The sequence below is a fragment of the Pedobacter aquae genome (assembly GCF_008195825.1).
Lineage (GTDB): Bacteria > Bacteroidota > Bacteroidia > Sphingobacteriales > Sphingobacteriaceae > Pseudopedobacter > Pseudopedobacter aquae.
Genome location: NZ_CP043329.1, coordinates 1,822,925 through 1,842,600 on the forward strand (window position 1 = coordinate 1,822,925; position 19,676 = coordinate 1,842,600).

General features: G+C 33.9%; 22 protein-coding genes. 9 read left to right on the forward strand and 13 right to left on the reverse strand.

Going from position 1 to position 19,676, the window contains the following annotated elements; genetic code table 11:
• Positions 1 to 17 precede the first annotated feature (17 nt).
• The 3 genes from scpB (at position 18) to FYC62_RS07940 (ending at position 2,085) form a co-directional block, all read left to right on the forward strand.
• A complete protein-coding gene (gene scpB, locus FYC62_RS07930) occupies positions 18 to 575 on the forward strand; it encodes an SMC-Scp complex subunit ScpB (RefSeq protein ID WP_149074562.1) in 558 nt (185 codons plus the stop codon).
• 139 nt (positions 576 to 714) lie between these two features.
• Entirely contained in the window at positions 715 to 894 is a 180-nt protein-coding gene (locus tag FYC62_RS07935; protein ID WP_039447348.1) for a hypothetical protein, read from the forward strand.
• Between the two features lie 72 nt (positions 895 to 966).
• A complete protein-coding gene (locus tag FYC62_RS07940) occupies positions 967 to 2,085 on the forward strand; it encodes a GNAT family N-acetyltransferase (RefSeq protein ID WP_149074563.1) in 1,119 nt (372 codons plus the stop codon).
• Between the two features lie 140 nt (positions 2,086 to 2,225).
• Here FYC62_RS07940 and FYC62_RS07945 read toward each other — a convergent pair whose 3' ends face one another.
• The 7 genes from FYC62_RS07945 to mce form a co-directional block, all read right to left on the reverse strand.
• Complete coding sequence (locus FYC62_RS07945; protein ID WP_039447351.1) at positions 2,226 to 2,567, reverse strand: helix-turn-helix domain-containing protein; 342 nt, start codon at positions 2,565 to 2,567, stop codon at positions 2,226 to 2,228.
• Between the two features lie 76 nt (positions 2,568 to 2,643).
• Entirely contained in the window at positions 2,644 to 4,011 is a 1,368-nt protein-coding gene (locus tag FYC62_RS07950) for a UDP-N-acetylmuramate--L-alanine ligase (RefSeq protein WP_149074564.1), read from the reverse strand.
• Positions 4,012 to 4,017: 6 nt separating this feature from the next.
• Positions 4,018 to 4,854, reverse strand: a complete 837-nt coding sequence (gene prmA / locus FYC62_RS07955; protein WP_149074565.1) for a 50S ribosomal protein L11 methyltransferase — start codon at positions 4,852 to 4,854, stop codon at positions 4,018 to 4,020.
• A gap of 77 nt (positions 4,855 to 4,931) precedes the next feature.
• On the reverse strand, positions 4,932 to 5,699 hold the full coding sequence (gene tpiA / locus FYC62_RS07960) for a triose-phosphate isomerase (protein ID WP_149074566.1): 768 nt from the start codon (positions 5,697 to 5,699) through the stop codon (positions 4,932 to 4,934).
• A gap of 1 nt (position 5,700) precedes the next feature.
• Positions 5,701 to 6,885: a GlmU family protein gene (locus tag FYC62_RS07965; RefSeq protein WP_149074567.1), complete on the reverse strand. Its 1,185-nt coding sequence runs from the start codon at positions 6,883 to 6,885 to the stop codon at positions 5,701 to 5,703.
• A gap of 68 nt (positions 6,886 to 6,953) precedes the next feature.
• Positions 6,954 to 7,202, reverse strand: coding sequence for a type B 50S ribosomal protein L31 (locus FYC62_RS07970; RefSeq protein WP_039447359.1), 249 nt, complete (start codon positions 7,200 to 7,202; stop codon positions 6,954 to 6,956).
• Between the two features lie 92 nt (positions 7,203 to 7,294).
• On the reverse strand, positions 7,295 to 7,696 hold the full coding sequence (mce, locus tag FYC62_RS07975; protein WP_149074568.1) for a methylmalonyl-CoA epimerase: 402 nt from the start codon (positions 7,694 to 7,696) through the stop codon (positions 7,295 to 7,297).
• Between the two features lie 121 nt (positions 7,697 to 7,817).
• Here mce and FYC62_RS07980 point away from each other — a divergent pair, with 121 nt between their 5' ends.
• The 4 genes from FYC62_RS07980 to FYC62_RS07995 all read left to right on the forward strand — a co-directional run bounded on the left by FYC62_RS07980 (position 7,818) and on the right by FYC62_RS07995 (position 12,022).
• The gene (locus FYC62_RS07980) at positions 7,818 to 9,032 is read left to right on the forward strand and encodes an IscS subfamily cysteine desulfurase (protein WP_149074569.1); all 1,215 of its coding nucleotides are present in this window, start codon (positions 7,818 to 7,820) and stop codon (positions 9,030 to 9,032) included.
• Positions 9,033 to 9,182: 150 nt separating this feature from the next.
• Entirely contained in the window at positions 9,183 to 9,596 is a 414-nt protein-coding gene (gene iscU / locus FYC62_RS07985; protein WP_039447367.1) for a Fe-S cluster assembly scaffold IscU, read from the forward strand.
• Between the two features lie 66 nt (positions 9,597 to 9,662).
• On the forward strand, positions 9,663 to 9,989 hold the full coding sequence (locus tag FYC62_RS07990; RefSeq protein WP_149074570.1) for a HesB/IscA family protein: 327 nt from the start codon (positions 9,663 to 9,665) through the stop codon (positions 9,987 to 9,989).
• A gap of 119 nt (positions 9,990 to 10,108) precedes the next feature.
• Positions 10,109 to 12,022, forward strand: coding sequence for an AMP-dependent synthetase/ligase (locus FYC62_RS07995; protein WP_149074571.1), 1,914 nt, complete (start codon positions 10,109 to 10,111; stop codon positions 12,020 to 12,022).
• Positions 12,023 to 12,046: 24 nt separating this feature from the next.
• Here the strand turns inward: FYC62_RS07995 and gldC are convergent, their stop codons facing one another.
• The 3 genes from gldC to FYC62_RS08010 are packed head-to-tail and all read right to left on the reverse strand — an operon-like array spanning position 12,047 to position 13,973.
• Complete coding sequence (gene gldC, locus FYC62_RS08000) at positions 12,047 to 12,379, reverse strand: gliding motility protein GldC (protein ID WP_026903651.1); 333 nt, start codon at positions 12,377 to 12,379, stop codon at positions 12,047 to 12,049.
• Positions 12,376 to 12,645 carry a hypothetical protein gene (locus FYC62_RS08005; protein ID WP_039447380.1) on the reverse strand — a complete coding sequence of 90 codons (270 nt, stop codon included), beginning with the start codon at positions 12,643 to 12,645 and terminating at the stop codon, positions 12,376 to 12,378. The genes gldC and FYC62_RS08005 overlap by 4 nt, the downstream gene beginning before the upstream one ends.
• A complete protein-coding gene (locus tag FYC62_RS08010; protein ID WP_149074572.1) occupies positions 12,642 to 13,973 on the reverse strand; it encodes a DEAD/DEAH box helicase in 1,332 nt (443 codons plus the stop codon). The genes FYC62_RS08005 and FYC62_RS08010 overlap by 4 nt, the downstream gene beginning before the upstream one ends.
• Positions 13,974 to 14,048: 75 nt before the next feature.
• On the opposite strand from FYC62_RS08010, the gene FYC62_RS08015 reads away from it, so the two are divergent.
• Complete coding sequence (locus FYC62_RS08015; protein WP_149074573.1) at positions 14,049 to 15,386, forward strand: dihydroorotase; 1,338 nt, start codon at positions 14,049 to 14,051, stop codon at positions 15,384 to 15,386.
• Positions 15,387 to 15,751: 365 nt separating this feature from the next.
• Complete coding sequence (gene hscA, locus FYC62_RS08020) at positions 15,752 to 17,590, forward strand: Fe-S protein assembly chaperone HscA (RefSeq protein WP_149074574.1); 1,839 nt, start codon at positions 15,752 to 15,754, stop codon at positions 17,588 to 17,590.
• 140 nt (positions 17,591 to 17,730) lie between these two features.
• Here hscA and FYC62_RS08025 read toward each other — a convergent pair whose 3' ends face one another.
• From FYC62_RS08025 to FYC62_RS08035, 3 genes are all read right to left on the reverse strand, one after another.
• The gene (locus FYC62_RS08025; RefSeq protein ID WP_317131531.1) at positions 17,731 to 17,997 is read right to left on the reverse strand and encodes a hypothetical protein; all 267 of its coding nucleotides are present in this window, start codon (positions 17,995 to 17,997) and stop codon (positions 17,731 to 17,733) included.
• A 90-nt stretch (positions 17,998 to 18,087) separates the two neighbouring features.
• Complete coding sequence (locus FYC62_RS08030) at positions 18,088 to 18,552, reverse strand: DUF4268 domain-containing protein (RefSeq protein WP_149074575.1); 465 nt, start codon at positions 18,550 to 18,552, stop codon at positions 18,088 to 18,090.
• A 17-nt stretch (positions 18,553 to 18,569) separates the two neighbouring features.
• Entirely contained in the window at positions 18,570 to 19,649 is a 1,080-nt protein-coding gene (locus FYC62_RS08035) for a lipase family protein (protein ID WP_149074576.1), read from the reverse strand.
• Positions 19,650 to 19,676: the final 27 nt, after the last annotated feature.

The window sequence follows — 19,676 nt, forward strand, 5'->3', positions numbered from 1 at the left end:
CTTTGTAGCACATGAGCATGACAGAAAAATATATTGAGGCGCTTATTTTTGCTTCTGATACCAGCATACGCTTAGAAGAGATTGTAGCTTGTTTGCAAATAACGCTACAAGAAGATATCAGCGATGCAGAAGTGCTTACGCATATAAACAACATCCAAAGTAGATATGCTCAAGAAGAATCTGCTATAGCGCTGGCTAAAACGGGTGGAGGCTATCAGTTTCTCACTAAAAAAGAAACTCAACCCATATTACAACAGCTTTATATACAACGTTCTAAGAAAAAATTGAGTCAGGCATCTTTAGAAACCTTAGCTATTATTGCTTACAGACAACCTATAACCAAACTAGAAATAGAACAAATTAGGGGCGTAAGCTGCGATTATACCATTCAAAAATTATTAGAAAAAGATTTTATCACCATTGCTGGCAAGGCTAATAGCCCTGGCAGGCCAATCTTATATAACTTAAGTGCTTATTTCTTAGACTATTTCGGTATAAACTCAGTATTAGACCTTCCTCAGTTAAAAGATTTAGAGAGTACAGAGTCATCAGAAATAGGTGAAAAAAATGAATAATTTATGCTTTTGATTTTTTGAAATTAGAATTTCCTTCTATTTTTGAGACATAATTTCACAACAAAAACAAAAAAATTGTTGTTTAAATATTTATAAAATCTTATTAACTTTAATAGAGCTAAGAGTAAAATTTAAATTCATGAAAACTCCTAAAAAACCAGTATCGAAGAACAGTGAGAACTCGGGGATAGAACAACCTGAAGACTCTAAAGCAAACAACAAATTCATGGATGAAGAAGAAGATGAGTTTGATCTCCCTATAGATGATTTGGGAGCTATAGATGATTTTAACGATTTTGATGACGATGATGATTTCTAAACATCACTGATAAAATATATTTATAAGCATTTCAATATGGAATGCTTTTTTATTTCTGCTTAATATTTCATAATGCTGATAAAAGAGGTAAGCTCTACAAAAGACAAAAAACAGTTTTTAGACATTGCAAAGGCTATTTATAAAGACGACGAACATTGGGTTTGCCCATTAGACCAAGATATTGAAGCTGTATTTGACCCTAAGAAGAACAATTTCCATAACCACGGCAAGGTAACCCGCTGGCTTTTGTTTGATGGCGATAGATGCATTGGTAGAATTGCAGCCTTTATAAATGATAAAAAAGCTTACACTTTTGAACAAGCAACAGGCGGCATAGGTTTTGTAGAGTGTATTGATGATCAAGAAGCTTTTAAATTATTATTTGATACCGCCCAAAGCTGGCTAAAAAGCCACGGCATGGAAGCTATGGATGGCCCTATTAATTTTGGTGAAAACGATAACTTTTGGGGTTTATTGATAGATGGTTATACGCATCCTTCTTACGGAATGAATTACCATATGCCCTACTATAAAAAACACTTCGAAGATTATGGCTTTAAAACCATGTATGAGCAAATTACCAATCATTTAGAGCTAAAAACACCTTTTCCAGAGCGTTTTACCAAGATTGCCAATTGGGTTTCTAAAAAAGATGGTTATAGTTTCAAATTTCTTGATACAAAGCAATTTGAAAAATTTGCTGCAGATTTTATGGAGATATATAACGATGCATGGAAAAGCTTTCCAAACTTCTCTCCTATTAAACACCAAACAGTATTAGAAAGCTTTAATAAAATGAAGCTAATCATGGATCCAAAGCTTATTTGGTTTGCTTATGTTAATGATGAACCTGCATCTTTTGTGGTTATTTTACCAGACGCTAACCTCATGATTAAGCCTCTTAAGGGTAAATTAGGATTAATAGAAAAACTAAGGTTCCTTTATTATAAAATGAAAGGTGTAAACAGAATGCGAGCTATTGTAATGGGAACTAAAGAAAAATTCCAGAAACATGGGTTAGAATCTGCACTTTTCATCAAATTAAAAGAATATGTCATCCCGATGAACCAATACGAAGAGCTAGAACTTTCTTGGGTAGGAGATTTTAATGATAAAATGCTATCACTTCATGAAGCAACAGGTGCCAAATTTGGCAAGAAGCATGCTACCATGCGCTATATATTCAAATAAAAAAAGAGGCTGTCTCAAAAATAGTATCTGTCACATTGAGCGGAGTCGAAATGTTCTCTGATATGCTTAGAAAAGGCTTCGACTCCGCTCAGCCTGACACAAAATGGTAATTTGAGACAGCCTCTTGTTTTATGTCTTACTTATGCAAAAGATTTCATGTTTCTAATCTCTTCATAAAGCTCAATTACTTTTTTCTGAAGATCAATAACTTCTGTTTCTCTTTCTTGCAACTTCTTAGTAATCACCTCTAGATCAGATGCATACTTTAACTCCTGTTCAGGATCGTTGTAAGTTAACAATTGTACTACTGTCATATCAAATAAAGCAGAAATTTGCTCTAATCTTGATAAATTAACATCTGTAATTCCTGTTTCAATTTTTGAAAACGCAGGAATAGAAATATCCAATTGTTTAGAAACATCTTCCTGGCTCCACCCTTTTTGGTGTCTTAATAATCTGATTTTTTTACCTAATAACTTCATCTTTAACCTTACTAAAAAACTTTTTTAACTTCTAAATTTATAAAAAATTTAATAAGCATCAAAAATAAAATGAAAATTAATTGAGTAGCAATTTATTTGCCAATGTAACTAAATCAATACCTCCAAAATTACCTGAGCTCATTAATAACAGATTAACATCTCTTAACTGAAACGTTAATAAGTGTTCTTTTATTTTTTCAGGCTGATTAAAAAATTTTATCTCCTTTGATTTAAAAGCATTCAAGATTTCTTCTTCTGTAAAAGCTTGCATCCCTTTCTGTTTTAATGTTTTATCATCAATAAAGACAATAGCATAATCAGCTTGGTTTAATGTATACGCATATTCATTTAAAAAGTTTCTATTTAAACTAGAAAAAGTATGCAATTCTATACAAGCAATTAATTTTCTTTCTGAATATTGTTCTTTAACAGCTCCAACTGTAGCTTTAAGTTTAGATGGCGAGTGTGCAAAGTCTTTATAAATAACGGTATTATCATTTTCTGCCAGCTTTTCTAATCTTCTAGCAGCACCTTTAAAAGACTGAATGGCTTCATAAAACTCATCATTTGAAATACCAGCCTCTAAACATGCTAACCTAGCCGCGTTTAAATTCATGAGATTATGCGCACCAAATATTTCTAAAGGCAATTTTTTATTTTCATTTACTAAAAGAAAAGTCTTACCCGATTTTATAACAGCCTCATGTGCTTGGTATGGATAAACTTTTAAAGATTTATCACCCTTATAATCGCTTACTAAAGTTTTAAGTGCTACATCATCTTCACAATAAATTAATGTTCCGTTTGGTTCTATCGTATCAATAAACTTTGTAAACTGTTCTTTGTAATTTTCAAAAGTTGGAAAAACGTTAATATGATCCCATGCTACTCCACTTATGATACCTACATGTGCTTTATATAAGTGAAACTTAGGCCTTCTATCAATTGGCGATGCTAAGTACTCATCTCCTTCGATAATAATTAATGGAGCATCAGATAAGCCAACCATATTATCAAAACCTTCTATTTGTGCACCTACCAAGTAATCAAAGTCCTTTTTATGATATTTTAAAACATGAAGAATCATGGAAGTAATGGTTGTTTTACCATGACTACCTCCAATGACAATCCTTTTTTTCTGTTTTGATTGCTCATAAATATACTCCGGATAAGAAAAAATAGGAATATTCAATTCCTGAGCTTTTAAAAGTTCAGGATTGTCTGCTTTAGCATGCATACCAAGAATAACTGCATCAAGTTTGTCACTTATATTTGCTTCATTCCAGCCCTCTTCTGCTGGTAGCAAACCATGTTTTGCTAACCTAGATTTTGATGGTTCAAAAACAACATCATCAGAACCTGTAACCTTAAATCCTTTTAAATGTAGTGCTATTGCTAAATTATGCATAGCCGCACCACCAACGGCAATAAAATGTACTCTCAAAATTTTTTACTTTATAAATTTAGCAGAAACCCAATTGTTTAACTCTTTATGCGATATAAATTTCAAATCATGCTTTCTAGCTTCATCAATAATGATTTCTAAATCTGGCTCTTTGTAGAAACCACTCATAAAAAGCTCGCCACCTTCTTTTAGCGCTGTAGCATAACGGTCTATTTGTTCTAACAGAATATTTCTATTGATATTAGCCAAAATAACATCATAAATTTTATTTGGGATAGCTTCTTTAGAACCACAAATAGCAGTAAGATTTTGTATATCATTTAATGCTGCATTTTCCAATGCGCTATCATAACTCAATTCATCATAATCTATAGCGTCTACTTCTTTTGCACCTAATTTAGAAGCCAGAATAGCCAAAATACCTGTACCGCATCCCATATCTAAGATATTTTTATCCTTTAGTTCTGTTTCTAACAACCATTCTAACATTAAAACAGTTGTTTGATGATGCCCTGTGCCGAAAGCCATTTTAGGGTCTATCACAATTTCATAAGGGAAGTGTGGCTTAGACTCATGAAAAGTTGCTCTGATGTAAACTTGATTAGCCAATTCTATTGGAGAAAAATTACTTTCCCACACTTCATTCCAATTTTTTTGTGGAATCAAATTAACATCATACTTAAAAGTAAACATTTCATGGTATGCGCTTAAAGCTTGATCTACATGATCTTTATTAAAATCTACCGATTTGATATAGGCTTTAAAACCTAAATCTGTTTCTTCAAAAGTATCAAAACCTATTCCTGCAAGCTCATTAATTAATAAGTCTTGATGAAAATCTTCGGCAGAAATAAGGGTAAATACCAGTTCGTAATAGTTCATGATGTTGAATTTATGGCAAAAAAAAACTTACAGCTATTAATAAATATACTGTAAGTTTTGAAATAATAAGATTAAGATTATGAATTGAAAACTTTTACGATATCTAAAAAGTCTCTTGATTTTAATGATGCGCCGCCAATTAAGCCACCATCAATATCTGCTTGTGAGAATAACTCGGCAGCGTTTTTTGGATTACAGCTACCACCATATAAAATAGTTGTCGCCTCTGCAACAGTTTCACCATATTTTGATGCTATTTCTTTTCTGATAAAAGCATGTACTTCCTGAGCCTGCTCTGAAGAAGCTGTAACCCCTGTACCAATAGCCCAAACAGGCTCATAAGCAATTACTAATTTTGAAAAATCTGCTGCTGATAAATGGAAAGTTGCCTCTGCTAATTGAGATTTAATGATATCGAAATGCTTACCACTCTCGCGTTCTTGCAAAGTTTCACCAATACAAAATATAGGCTTTAGGTTGTTCTTTAAAGCTACATCGGTTTTCTTTGCTAATAGCGCATTATCTTCACCAAAATACTGGCGACGTTCTGAGTGACCTAAAATCACATACTGAACACCAATAGATGTTAGCATACCAGCAGAAATTTCACCTGTATAGGCACCAGCTTCTTCCTGATGACAGTTTTGTGCACCAACAGAAACCTTTTGGTTACCTTTACCTAAAGCTACTAAGCTATGTAAATGAACAAAAGGAGCACAAACCACAACTTCTTGTTGGCCTTGTACCTCATCATTTACCATATTTACTACCTCAGAAAATAAGCTCATTCCTTCGGTATAATCTTTATTCATTTTCCAGTTTCCTGCAACTATTTTTTTTCTCATTTTAAAATCTTCTGTATGCTTCTGTATTATTAAAAATATGTGTTAAAATATCTTTTTCAACATCGTTAAAAACGCTGCCTCTTCTTTTGTAAACTTCTTCTGCGGTGGTAAACATTTTCTTTAACTGGTAAACCTCAAACCCATGCGAACCTCCCCAAGCAAAATCAGGCACAAAATTTCTAGGGAAACCAGCACCAAATATATTAGCACTTACTCCAACTACAGTTCCGGTATTAAACATGGTATTGATACCGCATTTAGCATGGTCTGCCATAATTAAGCCGCAAAATTGCAAGCCTGTTTTTCTAAATCTCTGGCTATTATAATTCCATAATTTCACCTCGTCATAATTATTTTTGAGGTTAGAATTGTTAGAATCTGCACCTATATTACACCACTCTCCTAAAACTGAATTTCCTAAATAACCATCATGTCCTTTAGACGAACGTCCCCAGATAACGGCATTATTAATCTCTCCTCCTACTCTAGAATAAGGGCCAATAGTTGTACCTCCATATATTTTTCCTCCCATTTTCACTTGGGAATCATGACAAAGTGCAAAACTGCCTCTTATATGTGTACCTTCCCATACCTGAGCATTTTTACCCAAGTAAATAGGCCCATTTTTGGTATTAAACGACGAACACTCTGCTTCAACACCTTCCTCAACAAAAATATGCTCGCCTATTATGGTATTGGTACTACTTAAGGTAGCTGATGTTCTGTTTTTGGTTAACAAATCAAAATCTGCTCTTATCTCTTGGTCGTTATATTTAAAAATATCTTCTGGATAAACCAATTTAGTAAAAGTACCATCAAAATTTGCCCGAGCGTATTTGCCTAAATCTTGAAGATTAAAAGCATTTGCATCTGTATCAGCTAATTTAATAGCTAGGACAACATCATCTTTCACTAAAAGCTCCGCATCTTTTAAAGCATCAATAGCTTCTAGTAGGGGCTGATTAGGAAGAACAGAACCATTAATAAAAATATTCTGTTTTTGAATAAGGATTGGATATTTTACCTGAAGGTAGTCTGTAGTTAAGTAGGATGATTCCTGTTGCAGATAGTGCTCCCATTTTTTTGATATGGTGAGTATACCAATTCTAAGATCTGCAACTGGGCGGGTAAATGTCAAAGGGAATAAACTTTCCCTGGATTGATCATCAAAGAGAATGATTGCCATGCTGCAAAAAAACAAAAAAGTCCCGACAAATTAGTCGAGACTTTATAAAAAATATCTTTTTTATAAAATTATTTTTTTGCGTAACGATTTTTGAATTTATCGATACGTCCTGCAGTATCTACTAACTTCATTTTACCAGTATAAAAAGGGTGCGAAGTATGAGAAATCTCTAATTTAACTAGAGGGTACTCATTACCGTCTTCCCATTTAACTGTTTCGTTGGTATTGATACAAGATTTAGTTATAAAAGCATATTCGTTAGACATGTCTTTAAAAACAACTAATCTGTAGTTTGATGGATGCAAATCTTTTTTCATTATATTTCAGTTCCTTTCAGTCCCATTTTTAAGAGGGGCAAATATATTAATTTATTATCTGAATTATCAAATGAATTCTACTTTTTTTTGAATTACCTTATTTCTTGGCAAATTTCTATTAAAACACCATTTGTATTTTTAGGATGTAAGAAGGCAATCCATTTATCATCAGCCCCTTTTCTAGGCTCGGGATTAATAAGTTCATACCCTAAAGCTTGCAATCTTTTTATCTCTTCAAAAATATCATCAACCTCAAAAGCTAAATGATGTACGCCCTCACCTCTTTTATTTAAGAATTTTGCAATAGCACTTTCATCACTTAACGCTGCTAAGAGTTCAACTTTACTTTCTCCCGCTTGTAAGAACACTGTTTTTACTTGTTGTTCTACCACATCTTCCTCTTTATAAACTTTTGTGTTCATGATAGCCTCAAAAACCGGAATAGCATCTTTTAAACTCTTAACTGCAATACCTACATGGTCTAATTTCTTCATACTCAAAATTGCATTTTTATGACCAATTTACCTATATCTAGATAGACAATATATATAACCTCTCCAAAACTTTTTTCTTATCTTTGTTGTTGATTTAAAATAATTCTAAATAATACATAAGATGTTAACTACACCTATATATCTAGATAATAATGCAACAACGCCTATGGACCCAAGGGTTCTTGAAGCGATGCTACCTTATTTCACTCAAAAATTTGGAAATGCTGCTAGCAGAAACCATCCATTTGGTTGGGTTGCAGAAGAGGCTGTTGATTATGCTCGTGAACAAGTTGCAAAATTAATTGGTGCTTCAGAAAAAGAAATTATTTTCACTTCTGGCGCTACAGAATCTGACAACTTAGCTATCAAAGGCGTTTTTGAAATGTATAAAGACAAAGGTAATCATATCATTACCTTAACTACAGAACACAAAGCCGTTTTAGACACTTGTAAACACTTAGAAAAATTGGGCGCTCAGGTTACTTACCTTGAGGTTGAGTCTGATGGTTTGCTAGATTTACAAAAATTAGAGGCTGCTATGACTCCTCAAACCATCTTAGTTTCTGTGATGTACGGAAATAATGAGATTGGGGTTATCCAACCTATCAAAGAAATTTCTGCTATAGCACATAAACATGGTGCGTTATTTTTCTCTGATGCTACACAAGCAGTAGGTAAAATACCTGTAAATGTAAACGAAGATGGTATTGACTTAATGGCCTTTACTGGTCATAAAATGTACGGACCAAAAGGTGTTGGTGCACTTTATGTAAGAAGAAAAAACCCAAGAGTAAAAGTAACATCTCAAATGGATGGTGGTGGCCACGAAAGAGGCATGCGTTCTGGTACATTAAATGTTCCTGGTATTGTAGGCTTTGGTAAAGCCTGTGAACTTTGCCACTTAGAAATGGAACAAGACGCTAAAAGACTTTCTGCTTTAAGAGATAAATTAGAAAATAGCTTACTTACGCTAGAAGAGTCTTACGTTAATGGTAATAAAGAAAGTAGATTGCCACATACTACAAATATCTCTTTTAAATATGTTGAAGGAGAAGGTTTAATGATGGCCATGAAAGATATGGCAGTTTCTTCTGGTTCTGCTTGTACATCAGCTTCTTTAGAACCTTCTTATGTTTTAAAAAATCTTGGTTTATCTGATGATTTAGCACATTCTTCTATCAGATTTGGATTAGGACGTTTCTCAACAGAAGAAGAAGTTGATTTTGCAATAGAAAACACTAAAAAAGCAGTTAATCACTTAAGAGAACTATCTCCTCTTTGGGAAATGTTTAAAGAAGGAATAGACTTAGATTCTATTGAGTGGGCAGAACACTAGTTAAATTACAATTTAGAGATTTACGATTTTAGATTAGACCTGCGTACTAAAAAGCTAAAATCAAAAATTTGAAAATAAAAATAGAATTATAAATTGATTTACGATAAAAAGGCTTAAGTCTAAAATCGTAAATCTTAAATCTTAAATAAAATGGCATATTCAGATAAAGTAATTGACCACTACAGTAACCCAAGAAACGTGGGTACTTTAGATAAAAGCAAAAAAAATGTAGGTACAGGCTTAGTTGGTGCACCAGAGTGTGGCGACGTTATGCGCTTACAAATTGAAGTTGATGACAACAATATCATTACCGATGCAAAATTCAAAACTTTTGGTTGCGGTTCTGCAATTGCTTCTTCTTCTTTAGCTACAGAATGGTTAAAAGGCAAGTCTATTGATGATGCAATTACCATTGATAATATGGATATCGTAGAAGAGTTAGCTTTACCTCCTGTAAAAATTCACTGTTCTGTTTTAGCAGAAGATGCAATTAAATCTGCAATCAATGATTACAGAGTTAAAAATGGTTTACCAGCTTTAGAGTTGGAAAAATCACATCATTAATTTGTATTGCGTATAGCGTAGTGAGACTTCGCAATACTCATTATTTAATACCCAATACTAAAAAATATGGTTACAATAACAGATAAAGCAAAGCAAAAAGTAGAGGAGCTGATGTCAGAAGCTAGCCTCGACAGCTCTTATTTTTTAAGAGTTTCTGTTAAGGGTGGTGGTTGTTCTGGTTTATCTTATAATATGGATTTTGATAACGAATCTCAAACTGGAGACCAAGCTTTTGAAGATAAAGGAGTTAAAATTGTTTTAGACATGAAATCTTTCCTTTATTTGGCTGGCACCGAACTTGATTTTTCTGATGGTTTAAATGGTAAAGGATTTAACTTTATCAATCCAAACGCTAGCAGAACCTGCGGATGCGGTGAAAGCTTCTCTGTATAAAGTATTATTGATATTACAATTTTAAAAGGCATTCTATAAAGGATGCCTTTTGTTGTTTTATTACTTTAAATAACATAATATTGTCTTTAAACAACCAGTTATAAAAAGTCTTTATTAAAATGAGTTTAATAACAGAGAAAACTACCATACCACATTTATTAAGAAATGTGGTAGATAAGATTCACCCAGCTGAGCGTACTTTCCTAAAAAGAAAGGTTAATGATATTTGGGAAGAAATATCTTACCAAAAAACACTAGATAACGCCGATGCAGCATCCTCCTATTTCTTAGAAATGGGAATAAAAAAGGGAGATAGACTTGGCTTTATCTTAGAGAACTGTCCAGAATATGTTTTTTTTGATCAAGGCCTACAACAATTAGGTGCTATAAATACGTCTATCTATCCTACCCTTACAGAACATGAAATAGAATATATCATTAATGATTCTGGCATAAAAATTCTCTTGGTAGGAACTCATTTCTTATTAAAAAAGATTATTAAAATTGCGAATAACTGCCCTTCTTTAATTAGAATAGTAGCCAATTTTGATGATTATCATAAAATAATAGATAAAGCTAATTTGAATGCCGGCGTTATCAGTTTTAACGAACTTTTAAACGAAGGTTTTGCTACAGTAGAAAAAAACAAAGAAGCAATAACGATTGCTAGAGATACTGTTGTACCTACAGATTTATCAGCATTAATTTATACATCAGGTACAACCGGAACACCTAAAGGCGTTATGCTTAGCCACTCTAACTTTGTAGAAAATGTTAAAGTTTGTTTAGAGCAGATTCCTGTTATAGATAAGAATGATTTATTCTTATCCTTCTTACCCCTATCGCATGTTTTTGAAAGAACAGCAACATATCATGTTTGTTGTACTGTAGGTTGCCAAATAGCTTTTGCCCAAAGTTTAGAGCTTTTGGCAAGCAATATGGGCGAAGTTAAGCCAACGGTTATGTCTTGCGTACCCAGATTATTAGAAAAAATACATGATAAGGCTATTAAAGGCGGTACAGCGGCTGGAGGGATGAAAGCCAAAATATTCTTATGGGCTTTAGAAGTTGGACAGGCACATCGTATGGTATTAGAAGCAGGAAAAACACCGGGATTACTATTATCACTTAAACAAAATATTGCAGAGAAGCTTGTTTTTAGTAAAATAAAAGAAAAAACAGGCGGACGTTTAAAATTTATGATTTCTGGTGGCGCTGCTTTACCAAAAAATGTTGGCGAGTTTTTCGGGAACCTAGGTATCAAAATTTTAGAAGGCTTTGGTTTAACAGAAACTTCACCGGTAATGTCTGTAACAGAATATCATCGTCAGGTTTATGGTACTGTAGGTAGGGTAATTCCAGGAATAGAAGTTGGTATACAAGATGTAGAATCAAAAGAATTTGTTACCATACAAACACATAACACCTTTAAGGAGGATAATACCAGTGAAGAAGGAGAAATTTGTGTAAGAGGACATTGCGTGATGCAGGGCTATTGGAATAAGCCTCTAGAAACCGCATCTGTTATTGATACTGATGGCTGGTTCCATACCGGAGATATAGGTAGGTTTTATAAAGGAAACCTGCAAATTACAGACAGGTTAAAGAATATGTTGGTGAATGCCTTTGGGAAAAACATTTATCCAACCCCAGTTGAAAACACTTATTTAAAAAGCCCTAAAATTGAAAGCGTTTTCTTAATTGGAGATAAAAAAGAATACGTTACAGCTATCATCACCCCCGCAAGAGAAACGATGCAGGAAACCTTCAACTTAGCTAACAACTTTTTTGAGCAAGCAGATGTGTTTATTGAAGATGAAGCTATTAATAAATGGATTGAAGATGACATTAAACGCTTCTCTAACGAATTAGCCAAGTTTGAGCGTATCAAAAACTTTAAAATTAAAAGAAACCCCTTTAGTATTGAAGAAGGTGAGATGACACCAACCATGAAAGCAAAGCGTAAGGTGATTGAGAAAAAATACGCTGATGCTATTGAGGATATGTATTTAGAAAAAGCAGACATGGATTAAATCCAGTCTGCTTTTTATTTTTGATTATTTTTCCATGATTTCCATCTTTTCTGCAAAATGGGCACAGTAATCTCTTAAATCTTCAACAATATTTTTTTCTCCTGTAGCTCTTAAAAAGCTATCGGCCATGGTTTGTAAAGTCTCATAAAAGAATCTTTTCATTTCATCTACAGGCATATCTTTAGTCCATAAATCTATTCTTAAACTATTTTTGAAATTATGATCCCAAAGGGCTAGCATCATTGATTTTACTGCTAAAGCTTCTTTGTTTTCTGCATCACTAGATTCCCAAGTAATATTTTCAGGAACATTATTATCGTCTAGCTCTATCGTTAGTTTTATTTCTGCTTTCTTCATATCGTTTGAAAAATTAAAATCATTAAAGTTATGAGTATTATAAAGGAGCCTTGTATTAACCAAAGCCATCTTTTATCAAGAACAAATCTTCTAAAAAGTAAATCGGTAAGCCAAAGAATAACGGCAAGTAATAGTGTAAAAAAAACTTTTGAATTTACGCCTATTCCAGCATTTTTAGAGGCATCAAAACCTAAAAGCATATAACATGCATAAGTTATGCAGCAAGCAACTACTAAGGTTAAAGGTGTAAACTTTAAATTCTTCATCTTTTCTTTCTCTTGCTTGATGAAACAGGTCTTTTACCAGTGGCTTTAGCTCTTTGTGCTTTAAATTTAGCCTTCTGGTTTTGGGTTTTCTTTTCATGAAAAGCACCTTTAAAATCAGGGTTTTCTCGCTTCTTTTGGTCGTCTATTTCCCTTGCTAGGCTTTGGCGCTCTTCGTAAGGAGTTTCTTCAATATAAACCTTCTCTGGAATATTGTAGACAGGTATGGTTTGTCTAATGAGTTGCTCTACTTTACGGATATAAAGCTCTTCTGCCGGGTTACAAAAAGTAATGGCTTTACCAGCATTTAATGCTCTACCTGTTCTACCAATACGGTGTACATAATCTTCTATCACCACGGGTACATCAAAGTTTATGACATGGGTAACATTGCTAACATCAATACCTCTGGCGGCAACATCTGTAGCTACTAAAATTCTAACTTCCTCGTTTTTAAACGCATTAATAGAATTTATACGTGTATTTTGACCTTTATTGGCATGTAACACCTTTACATGGCTCTCGTTAAACCTTCTTAAAAGAAACTTATAAACGTTTTCTGCATTAACCCTGCTTTTACAAAACACAATTAACTTTTCTACACTAGGGTCATCCTCAACAAAAACCTTTAATAAGTTAATTTTGGTTTTAAAATTAGGCACAAAATAAAGCTCTTGTGTAACAGTTTCTGCTGGTGTTGCTTGTAAGCTTACCTCTACTTTAGTAGGCCAAAGCAAAAAGTTTTCTGAAAGTTTCTCAACTTTAGCACTCATGGTGGCAGAAAAAAGCAGATTTTGTCTTTTCTGAGGCACTACTTCTAAGATTTTATTGATTTGTGGCATAAAGCCCATATCCATCATCTTATCTGCTTCATCTAAAACTAATATTTGTAGCTTCTTTGTTGCAATATGCCCTTCTAAGTATAAATCTGTAAACCTACCAGGAGTAGTGATGAGTATATCTAAGCCCTTTTTTAGCTGTTCTATTTGGGTTTTAGGCCCTAATCCGCCGTAAAGTGCAACAATTCTTAAGTCGGTATATTTTGCATAAAGCCTAACATTTTCTTCAATTTGTATAGCCAGTTCTCTGGTAGGCGCTACTATTAAAGCTCGTATATCATTATCTTGTGCATATTTTAGTTTCATGATAATAGGCAAGACATAAGCAGCTGTTTTACCAGTACCCGTTTGGGCTATACCTAAAACATCTTGTCCGTTTAAAATAGACGGCATTGCTTTAACTTGTATGGGTGTTGGTGTTTCGTAGCCTGCATCAGCAATAGCGCTCAGAACCTGTTTATTGAAATTAAAATCCTCGAATGTTTTGGACATAGCGGCAAAGATACGAAATACAATACTAGCTACGATTTTTAGAACACGATTTTAGATTTTATTTATATTCGCAACATGGCAAATTCAATCCTTATCAAAGCAGCAACACTTGTAAACGAAGGCAAACAAACCGTTGCCGATGTTCTCATTAAAGATGGTAAAATAGCAAAAATCGGGACTCAGCTGAGCGCTCCGGAAGCTAAAGAAATTAATGCCGAAGGTAAATATTTATTACCAGGCTGTATTGATGACCAAGTCCATTTTAGAGAGCCTGGTTTAACCCATAAAGGAGAAATTTATACAGAAGCAAAAGCGGCTGTTGCCGGAGGTATCACCACCTATATGGAGATGCCAAACACCGTACCTAATGCTTTAACCCAAGAATTATTGGCAGATAAATATCAAATTGCCCAGCATAAATCATTAGCCAATTACTCTTTTTATATGGGCGCTGGTAATACCAATTTAGATGAGGTTTTAAAAACTGATCCTAAAAATATCTGTGGAATTAAAGTTTTTATGGGCTCTTCTACTGGTAACATGTTGGTAGATGATGAGAAAACTTTAGAAGGGATATTTAAAAACGCTCCTATTTTAGTTGCCACACACTGCGAGGACGAATCTACCGTAAGACACAACTTACAATTATTTAAAGAAAAATATGGCGATGCTATTACTCCAGAAATGCATCCTATCATTAGAAATGAAGAGGCTTGTTATTTATCTTCTTCTTTTGCTGTTGATTTAGCTAAAAAACACCAAACTAGGTTACATATTTTACATATTTCTACAGGGAAAGAAACCTTCTTATTTGATAATAAAACAGCTTTAGCCGATAAAAAAATAACTTCTGAAGCTTGTATACACCATTTGTGGTTTCATGATGAAGACTATAAAACCAAAGGAAATTGGATCAAATGGAATCCTGCTGTTAAAACTATTGAAGATAGAGATGAAATCTTAAAAGCTTTGTTAGACGACAGAATAGACGTAATAGCAACCGACCATGCTCCGCATACAAAAGAAGAAAAACAACAAACTTATTTAAACGCTCCTTCCGGCGGCCCATTAGTTCAGCATGCATTAAATGCGATGTTAGAAATGTACAAACAAGGCAAAATAAGCTTAGAGAAAATAGTTGAGAAAATGGCTCATAACGTGGCCATTTGTTTCCAACTCGCTGATAGAGGTTTTATTAGAGAAGGTTACTGGGCAGATTTAGTTTTGGTAGATTTAAATGCTTCATACACTGTTAAAGAGGATAATATTTTAGCAAAATGTAAATGGTCTCCTTTTGAGGGTACAACTTTCCACTCAGAAATTACCCACACTTTTGTAAGCGGACATTTAGCTTATGAAGATGGTAAATTTGATGAATCTGTAAAAGGTCAACGACTTACTTTTAGTAGGTAATTAGACTCAAGTCTATATTATTATGCAAGTATTTCGATAATTTAGCCTAAGCATTAACAACCGTTTACGCTTTATTCCGCCTTGGCGGTTGCGGCAGATTCAGAACTAGCCTTAGCAGATCCTTTAGAAGCAAGCGGCGCAGCGGAGAGTTTTTGGGTACTTTTTGCGGAAAAAAGTACCTAGGGCTGGCCGCCTATGAGGCCGGAAAGTCTTGTGTGTAAATGCTTAATCTCTTCAAAAAATTAATAACTTAAGATAAATAATATAATTATATAAAACACTCATTCACAAAAAGCCTCTTGAATGACATTTTAATAACATACCCTAATTTAAAACTAATTACCTTTGCAGCCTGTTAATTTATTATGGCTAAAGTTTCAATTAACCTGGCAACGGGCTCTTTACAAAAAGAGGATATTATTGTAGGAATAGATTTAGGTACAACAAATTCTTTGGTAGCCTTTATTAATCCTGATGGAAATGCACAAGTTATTAACGATATGGGCAGGGGCGTTTTGGTTCCGTCTATTGTACACTTCCAAAATAACCAGACCATTGTAGGTAATGAAGCTAAAGAATACTTAATCAGCGACCCACAAAACACCATATTTTCAGTTAAAAGACTTCTAGGGCGTTCTTATAAGGACATCCAAAAACACGAAAATTATTTCTCTTATAAAGTTATTGATGATGATAATGATGAATCTTTAGTTAAAATTAAAGTTGGCGAACAATTTTTTACTCCTATAGAGCTTTCATCACTCATCTTAAAAGAATTAAAAGAAAGAGCAGAACATACCCTTAAAACAAAAGTTACCAGAGCAGTTATTACCGTTCCGGCTTATTTTAACGATTCGCAAAGGCAAGCAACCAGAGATGCGGGTAAACTAGCAGGTTTGGATGTTTTACGTATTGTGAACGAGCCAACAGCCGCTTCTTTGGCTTACGGTATCGGGTTAAACCCTGATGAATCTAAAACCATTGCTGTTTATGACCTTGGCGGAGGAACTTTTGACGTATCTATACTTAAAATACAAAATGGCATTTTTGAAGTTTTAGCCACTAACGGAGATACATTTTTAGGTGGCGATGATTTTGACCGAGCTATTATAGATTATTGGATTACACAAAATAATCTTTCAGGAGATGTCATTCCTATGCAAGCCTTACGTCTAAAAGCCGAGGAAGCTAAAAAAGCCTTAAGCCATCAAAACTTGTTTAATGAGAAAATTGGTGATATAGCCTGTGCCTTAGATAAACAAACATTTGAAAACTTAATTGCCGATAGAGTTGATTTAACCATTAAAGCTTGCCAAAATGCTTTACAGGACGCTGGCTTAAGCATTACTGATATTGATGAGGTAGTGATGGTTGGCGGTTCTACCAGAACAGCTTTAGTTAAACAAAAAGTTGCTACTTTCTTTAATAAAACCGTTAATGATAGCATAAACCCCGATGAAGTTGTGGCTTTAGGTGCTGCCATACAAGCTGATGTTTTAGCGGGCAATAGAAAAGATATTTTGTTATTAGATGTAACACCACTTTCCTTAGGAATAGAAACCATGGGTGGTTTAATGGATGTTATTATTCCGCGTAACTCTAAAGTACCTACAAAAGCAGGCAGACAGTATACGACTTCTATAGATGGACAGGTAAACATGAAAATATCTGTTTATCAAGGAGAGAGAGATTTGGTAAAAGAGAACAGGAAACTTGCCGAGTTTGATTTAAAAGGTATCCCGGCTATGCCAGCTGGTTTCCCTAAAGTAGATATTAACTTTTTGCTTAACGCCGATGGTATCTTAAAAATACAAGCTATTGAGTTAAGGTCTGGTGTTAAACAAGAGATTGATGTAGTACCAACTTATGGTTTAAAAGATGAAGAAGTAGAAAAAATGCTTTTAGATTCTGTAACTCATGCAAAAGATGATGTTGCCCAACGTATGGTGATAGAAGCCAGAACAGAAGGCGAACAAATGGTTTACACCGCAGAAAGATTTATAACTAAAAATAGCGCTTACTTAAATACAGCAGAAATTGCTGAAACCCAAAAACTCATTGAAGCTTTAAAAGAAAGTTTAGGCAAAGCAGATAAAGACGCTATCCTAAATAATATTGACACTTTAAATGAATATACCAGACCATTTGCTGAAAGACTAATGGACCAAGCCATTGCCCAAGCTATGAAAGGTAAAAACATATAAAACCTATAAAACAGAAAGAGCCGTTTCATAAAACGACTCTTTCTGTTTTCACTGCAATTCAAAGTATACTCCTAAACATCCGACTTTTAAGAGTCTTTATACTCTATACTTTCTACTTTGTAATTTAAAACCTGTACTTTCTACTTTACACTATTCACTAATTCTTGCTCTTTTAAAGCATCTATATTGTTTTTACTCTCGTAAGAAGATTTAATATTTTCAAAATCGCCTAGTATTTCCTGAATACTATCAACCATATCGGCGGCACTTTGGTGCATATTTGGTAATTTATCTTCAAGCTTTTTATTATTAAGCTCCATATTGTCAATCTCAATTTTAGCCATCTTATTTAAAACAGCTATTTGGCTATTTTTAAGATCCTCTAGCTCATGTGAGATCTTCTCCATTAATGCAAATTTTTTCAACTTATCCATAATGATCTTAATTTTAGTTCATCATGAATAAACCATAAATGATGCCAAAATACAACAACTCAATTATCTACTTAACTCAACAAAATTATCTTTAACATCATACCAAAAATCATCCAGCGCTATCAAACGTGGCTTAAAAAAAGATATGATAGCTGGCCAATCTTGTTTATTAAAAACATTTACTTCATGAATTTCTAAACCAATGCGAGATATTGTTCTGCCGTAATCATCTTGGGTATGTAATTGCCAATCCCATTCTTCTTGGCAGGCTTGCTCCAAAATCAATTTAAACTCTTGAAATTGCTCGAAAAATATTTCTTGAAGACCTAAATCTGCATGGGTAATGGCGATACAAATGGATGCAGTTCTTTTATCAGCTTGCATCCTAAAATAAATATCCTTTACCCCGGTTTTATAATTAACCCAATTTACTTTAGTACCAAAAACAGATTGATGGGGCGCTAGGTACTTACCAAAGCTAGTCCAAAATTCTTCCTTTATTCTTGAGGCTTCTTCTCTTGTATACATGAAGGCACAAAAATAGCTTATTTTAGATTTAAAGCCAGTTGATAATATGCCCAATAAGTGTGATGAGAAAAAACTTTACCATCTTTTAAAGGGCGTTCTTTTAAATACTTTTCATCTGGTATTAAAATAATAGGCGTTCCTACTCTGGTATAAGCATTAGAAGACTCGTACTTTGGTTCTTCCATCTCTGGGAAAGTTTTCTTTAGAATTTTAAACACCTGAGTTCCCATATAATGCTCAAACCTCTGCTGGGCTTTACTGGTACTTTTATCTATCCTATTAAATAATCTTTTAGCATACAGGCGTACCAATAAAGGTTGCTTTTTTAAAGCTTTATCTAAATTTACAAAAGGATTGGTTGGATTAAAATCTCTTAAAGTTTGTATAGAAAATGGCGTTTCAGGCACCCAATCGGCCGTATTGATAACAGAAAAAGCCCAGCCACCATAATTAATCGCTTCAAAATCATAAGCGTAATATAAGTTACCAGGTTTGGGTGGCGCACTACAAAAAGTCTTGAATTGGAAAGCTTTGTTAAGCTTGCCCTGTTGCTGTAAATAATGTAAATGAGAACGTAATAAATAAGACAAAGAAGCACCTTGGCTATGCCCCATAATAAAGATTTGATGTTTTCCGGCTTTATCTAAAGAATCTAATTTTGGCAAAATATCTCTTTGTAAATAAGCCAAACCTAGCAACCAACCTACATGAACTTTAGCCTCTTCGCTTTTGGCTAATTGATAATTAAAAGTAAAATTGTTTTCTAATTTTATACTTCCTGTAGCGGGCACCATAGCAGCGTAGAAATTCTCCATCCAACTAGGCAAATCAGCAGTAGTGCCTCTTATACTAATTACAGCAGTTGTAGCATCTTCCCATAACTCCCATCTGTTTAAAAGACCTATCTCTTTAGAGCGATACAATTTCTTAAATCTTGTTGAGGCTGGAGTTTTATCTCCAGGAATAAGAGAATCTATATGACCTCTTGAAACGCTTAACATTTCCAAATATTCATCAACCATGAAACCTGGCTTTAACTGTGCAAAAGAAGAAAATCCGAAAAGGATAAGAAAAACAAAGACAAATATATTTTTCATATTTAAATATTTAACTCAGAATACGTA

Excerpts from the sequence above, each read along its gene's own strand:
- scpB (WP_149074562.1), top strand. The coding sequence starts at position 18 with ATGACAGAAAAATATATTGAGGCGCTTATTTTTGCTTCTGATACCAGC.
- FYC62_RS07935 (WP_039447348.1), top strand. The coding sequence starts at position 715 with ATGAAAACTCCTAAAAAACCAGTATCGAAGAACAGTGAGAACTCGGGG.
- FYC62_RS07940 (WP_149074563.1), top strand. The coding sequence starts at position 967 with ATGCTGATAAAAGAGGTAAGCTCTACAAAAGACAAAAAACAGTTTTTA.
- FYC62_RS07945 (WP_039447351.1), bottom strand. The coding sequence starts at position 2,567 with ATGAAGTTATTAGGTAAAAAAATCAGATTATTAAGACACCAAAAAGGG.
- prmA (WP_149074565.1), bottom strand. The coding sequence starts at position 4,854 with ATGAACTATTACGAACTGGTATTTACCCTTATTTCTGCCGAAGATTTT.
- tpiA (WP_149074566.1), bottom strand. The coding sequence starts at position 5,699 with ATGAGAAAAAAAATAGTTGCAGGAAACTGGAAAATGAATAAAGATTAT.
- FYC62_RS07965 (WP_149074567.1), bottom strand. The coding sequence starts at position 6,885 with ATGGCAATCATTCTCTTTGATGATCAATCCAGGGAAAGTTTATTCCCT.
- FYC62_RS07970 (WP_039447359.1), bottom strand. The coding sequence starts at position 7,202 with ATGAAAAAAGATTTGCATCCATCAAACTACAGATTAGTTGTTTTTAAA.
- mce (WP_149074568.1), bottom strand. The coding sequence starts at position 7,696 with ATGAAGAAATTAGACCATGTAGGTATTGCAGTTAAGAGTTTAAAAGAT.
- FYC62_RS07980 (WP_149074569.1), top strand. The coding sequence starts at position 7,818 with ATGTTAACTACACCTATATATCTAGATAATAATGCAACAACGCCTATG.
- iscU (WP_039447367.1), top strand. The coding sequence starts at position 9,183 with ATGGCATATTCAGATAAAGTAATTGACCACTACAGTAACCCAAGAAAC.
- FYC62_RS07990 (WP_149074570.1), top strand. The coding sequence starts at position 9,663 with ATGGTTACAATAACAGATAAAGCAAAGCAAAAAGTAGAGGAGCTGATG.
- FYC62_RS07995 (WP_149074571.1), top strand. The coding sequence starts at position 10,109 with ATGAGTTTAATAACAGAGAAAACTACCATACCACATTTATTAAGAAAT.
- gldC (WP_026903651.1), bottom strand. The coding sequence starts at position 12,379 with ATGAAGAAAGCAGAAATAAAACTAACGATAGAGCTAGACGATAATAAT.
- FYC62_RS08005 (WP_039447380.1), bottom strand. The coding sequence starts at position 12,645 with ATGAAGAATTTAAAGTTTACACCTTTAACCTTAGTAGTTGCTTGCTGC.
- FYC62_RS08010 (WP_149074572.1), bottom strand. The coding sequence starts at position 13,973 with ATGTCCAAAACATTCGAGGATTTTAATTTCAATAAACAGGTTCTGAGC.
- FYC62_RS08015 (WP_149074573.1), top strand. The coding sequence starts at position 14,049 with ATGGCAAATTCAATCCTTATCAAAGCAGCAACACTTGTAAACGAAGGC.
- hscA (WP_149074574.1), top strand. The coding sequence starts at position 15,752 with ATGGCTAAAGTTTCAATTAACCTGGCAACGGGCTCTTTACAAAAAGAG.
- FYC62_RS08025 (WP_317131531.1), bottom strand. The coding sequence starts at position 17,997 with ATGGAGAAGATCTCACATGAGCTAGAGGATCTTAAAAATAGCCAAATA.
- FYC62_RS08030 (WP_149074575.1), bottom strand. The coding sequence starts at position 18,552 with ATGTATACAAGAGAAGAAGCCTCAAGAATAAAGGAAGAATTTTGGACT.
- FYC62_RS08035 (WP_149074576.1), bottom strand. The coding sequence starts at position 19,649 with ATGAAAAATATATTTGTCTTTGTTTTTCTTATCCTTTTCGGATTTTCT.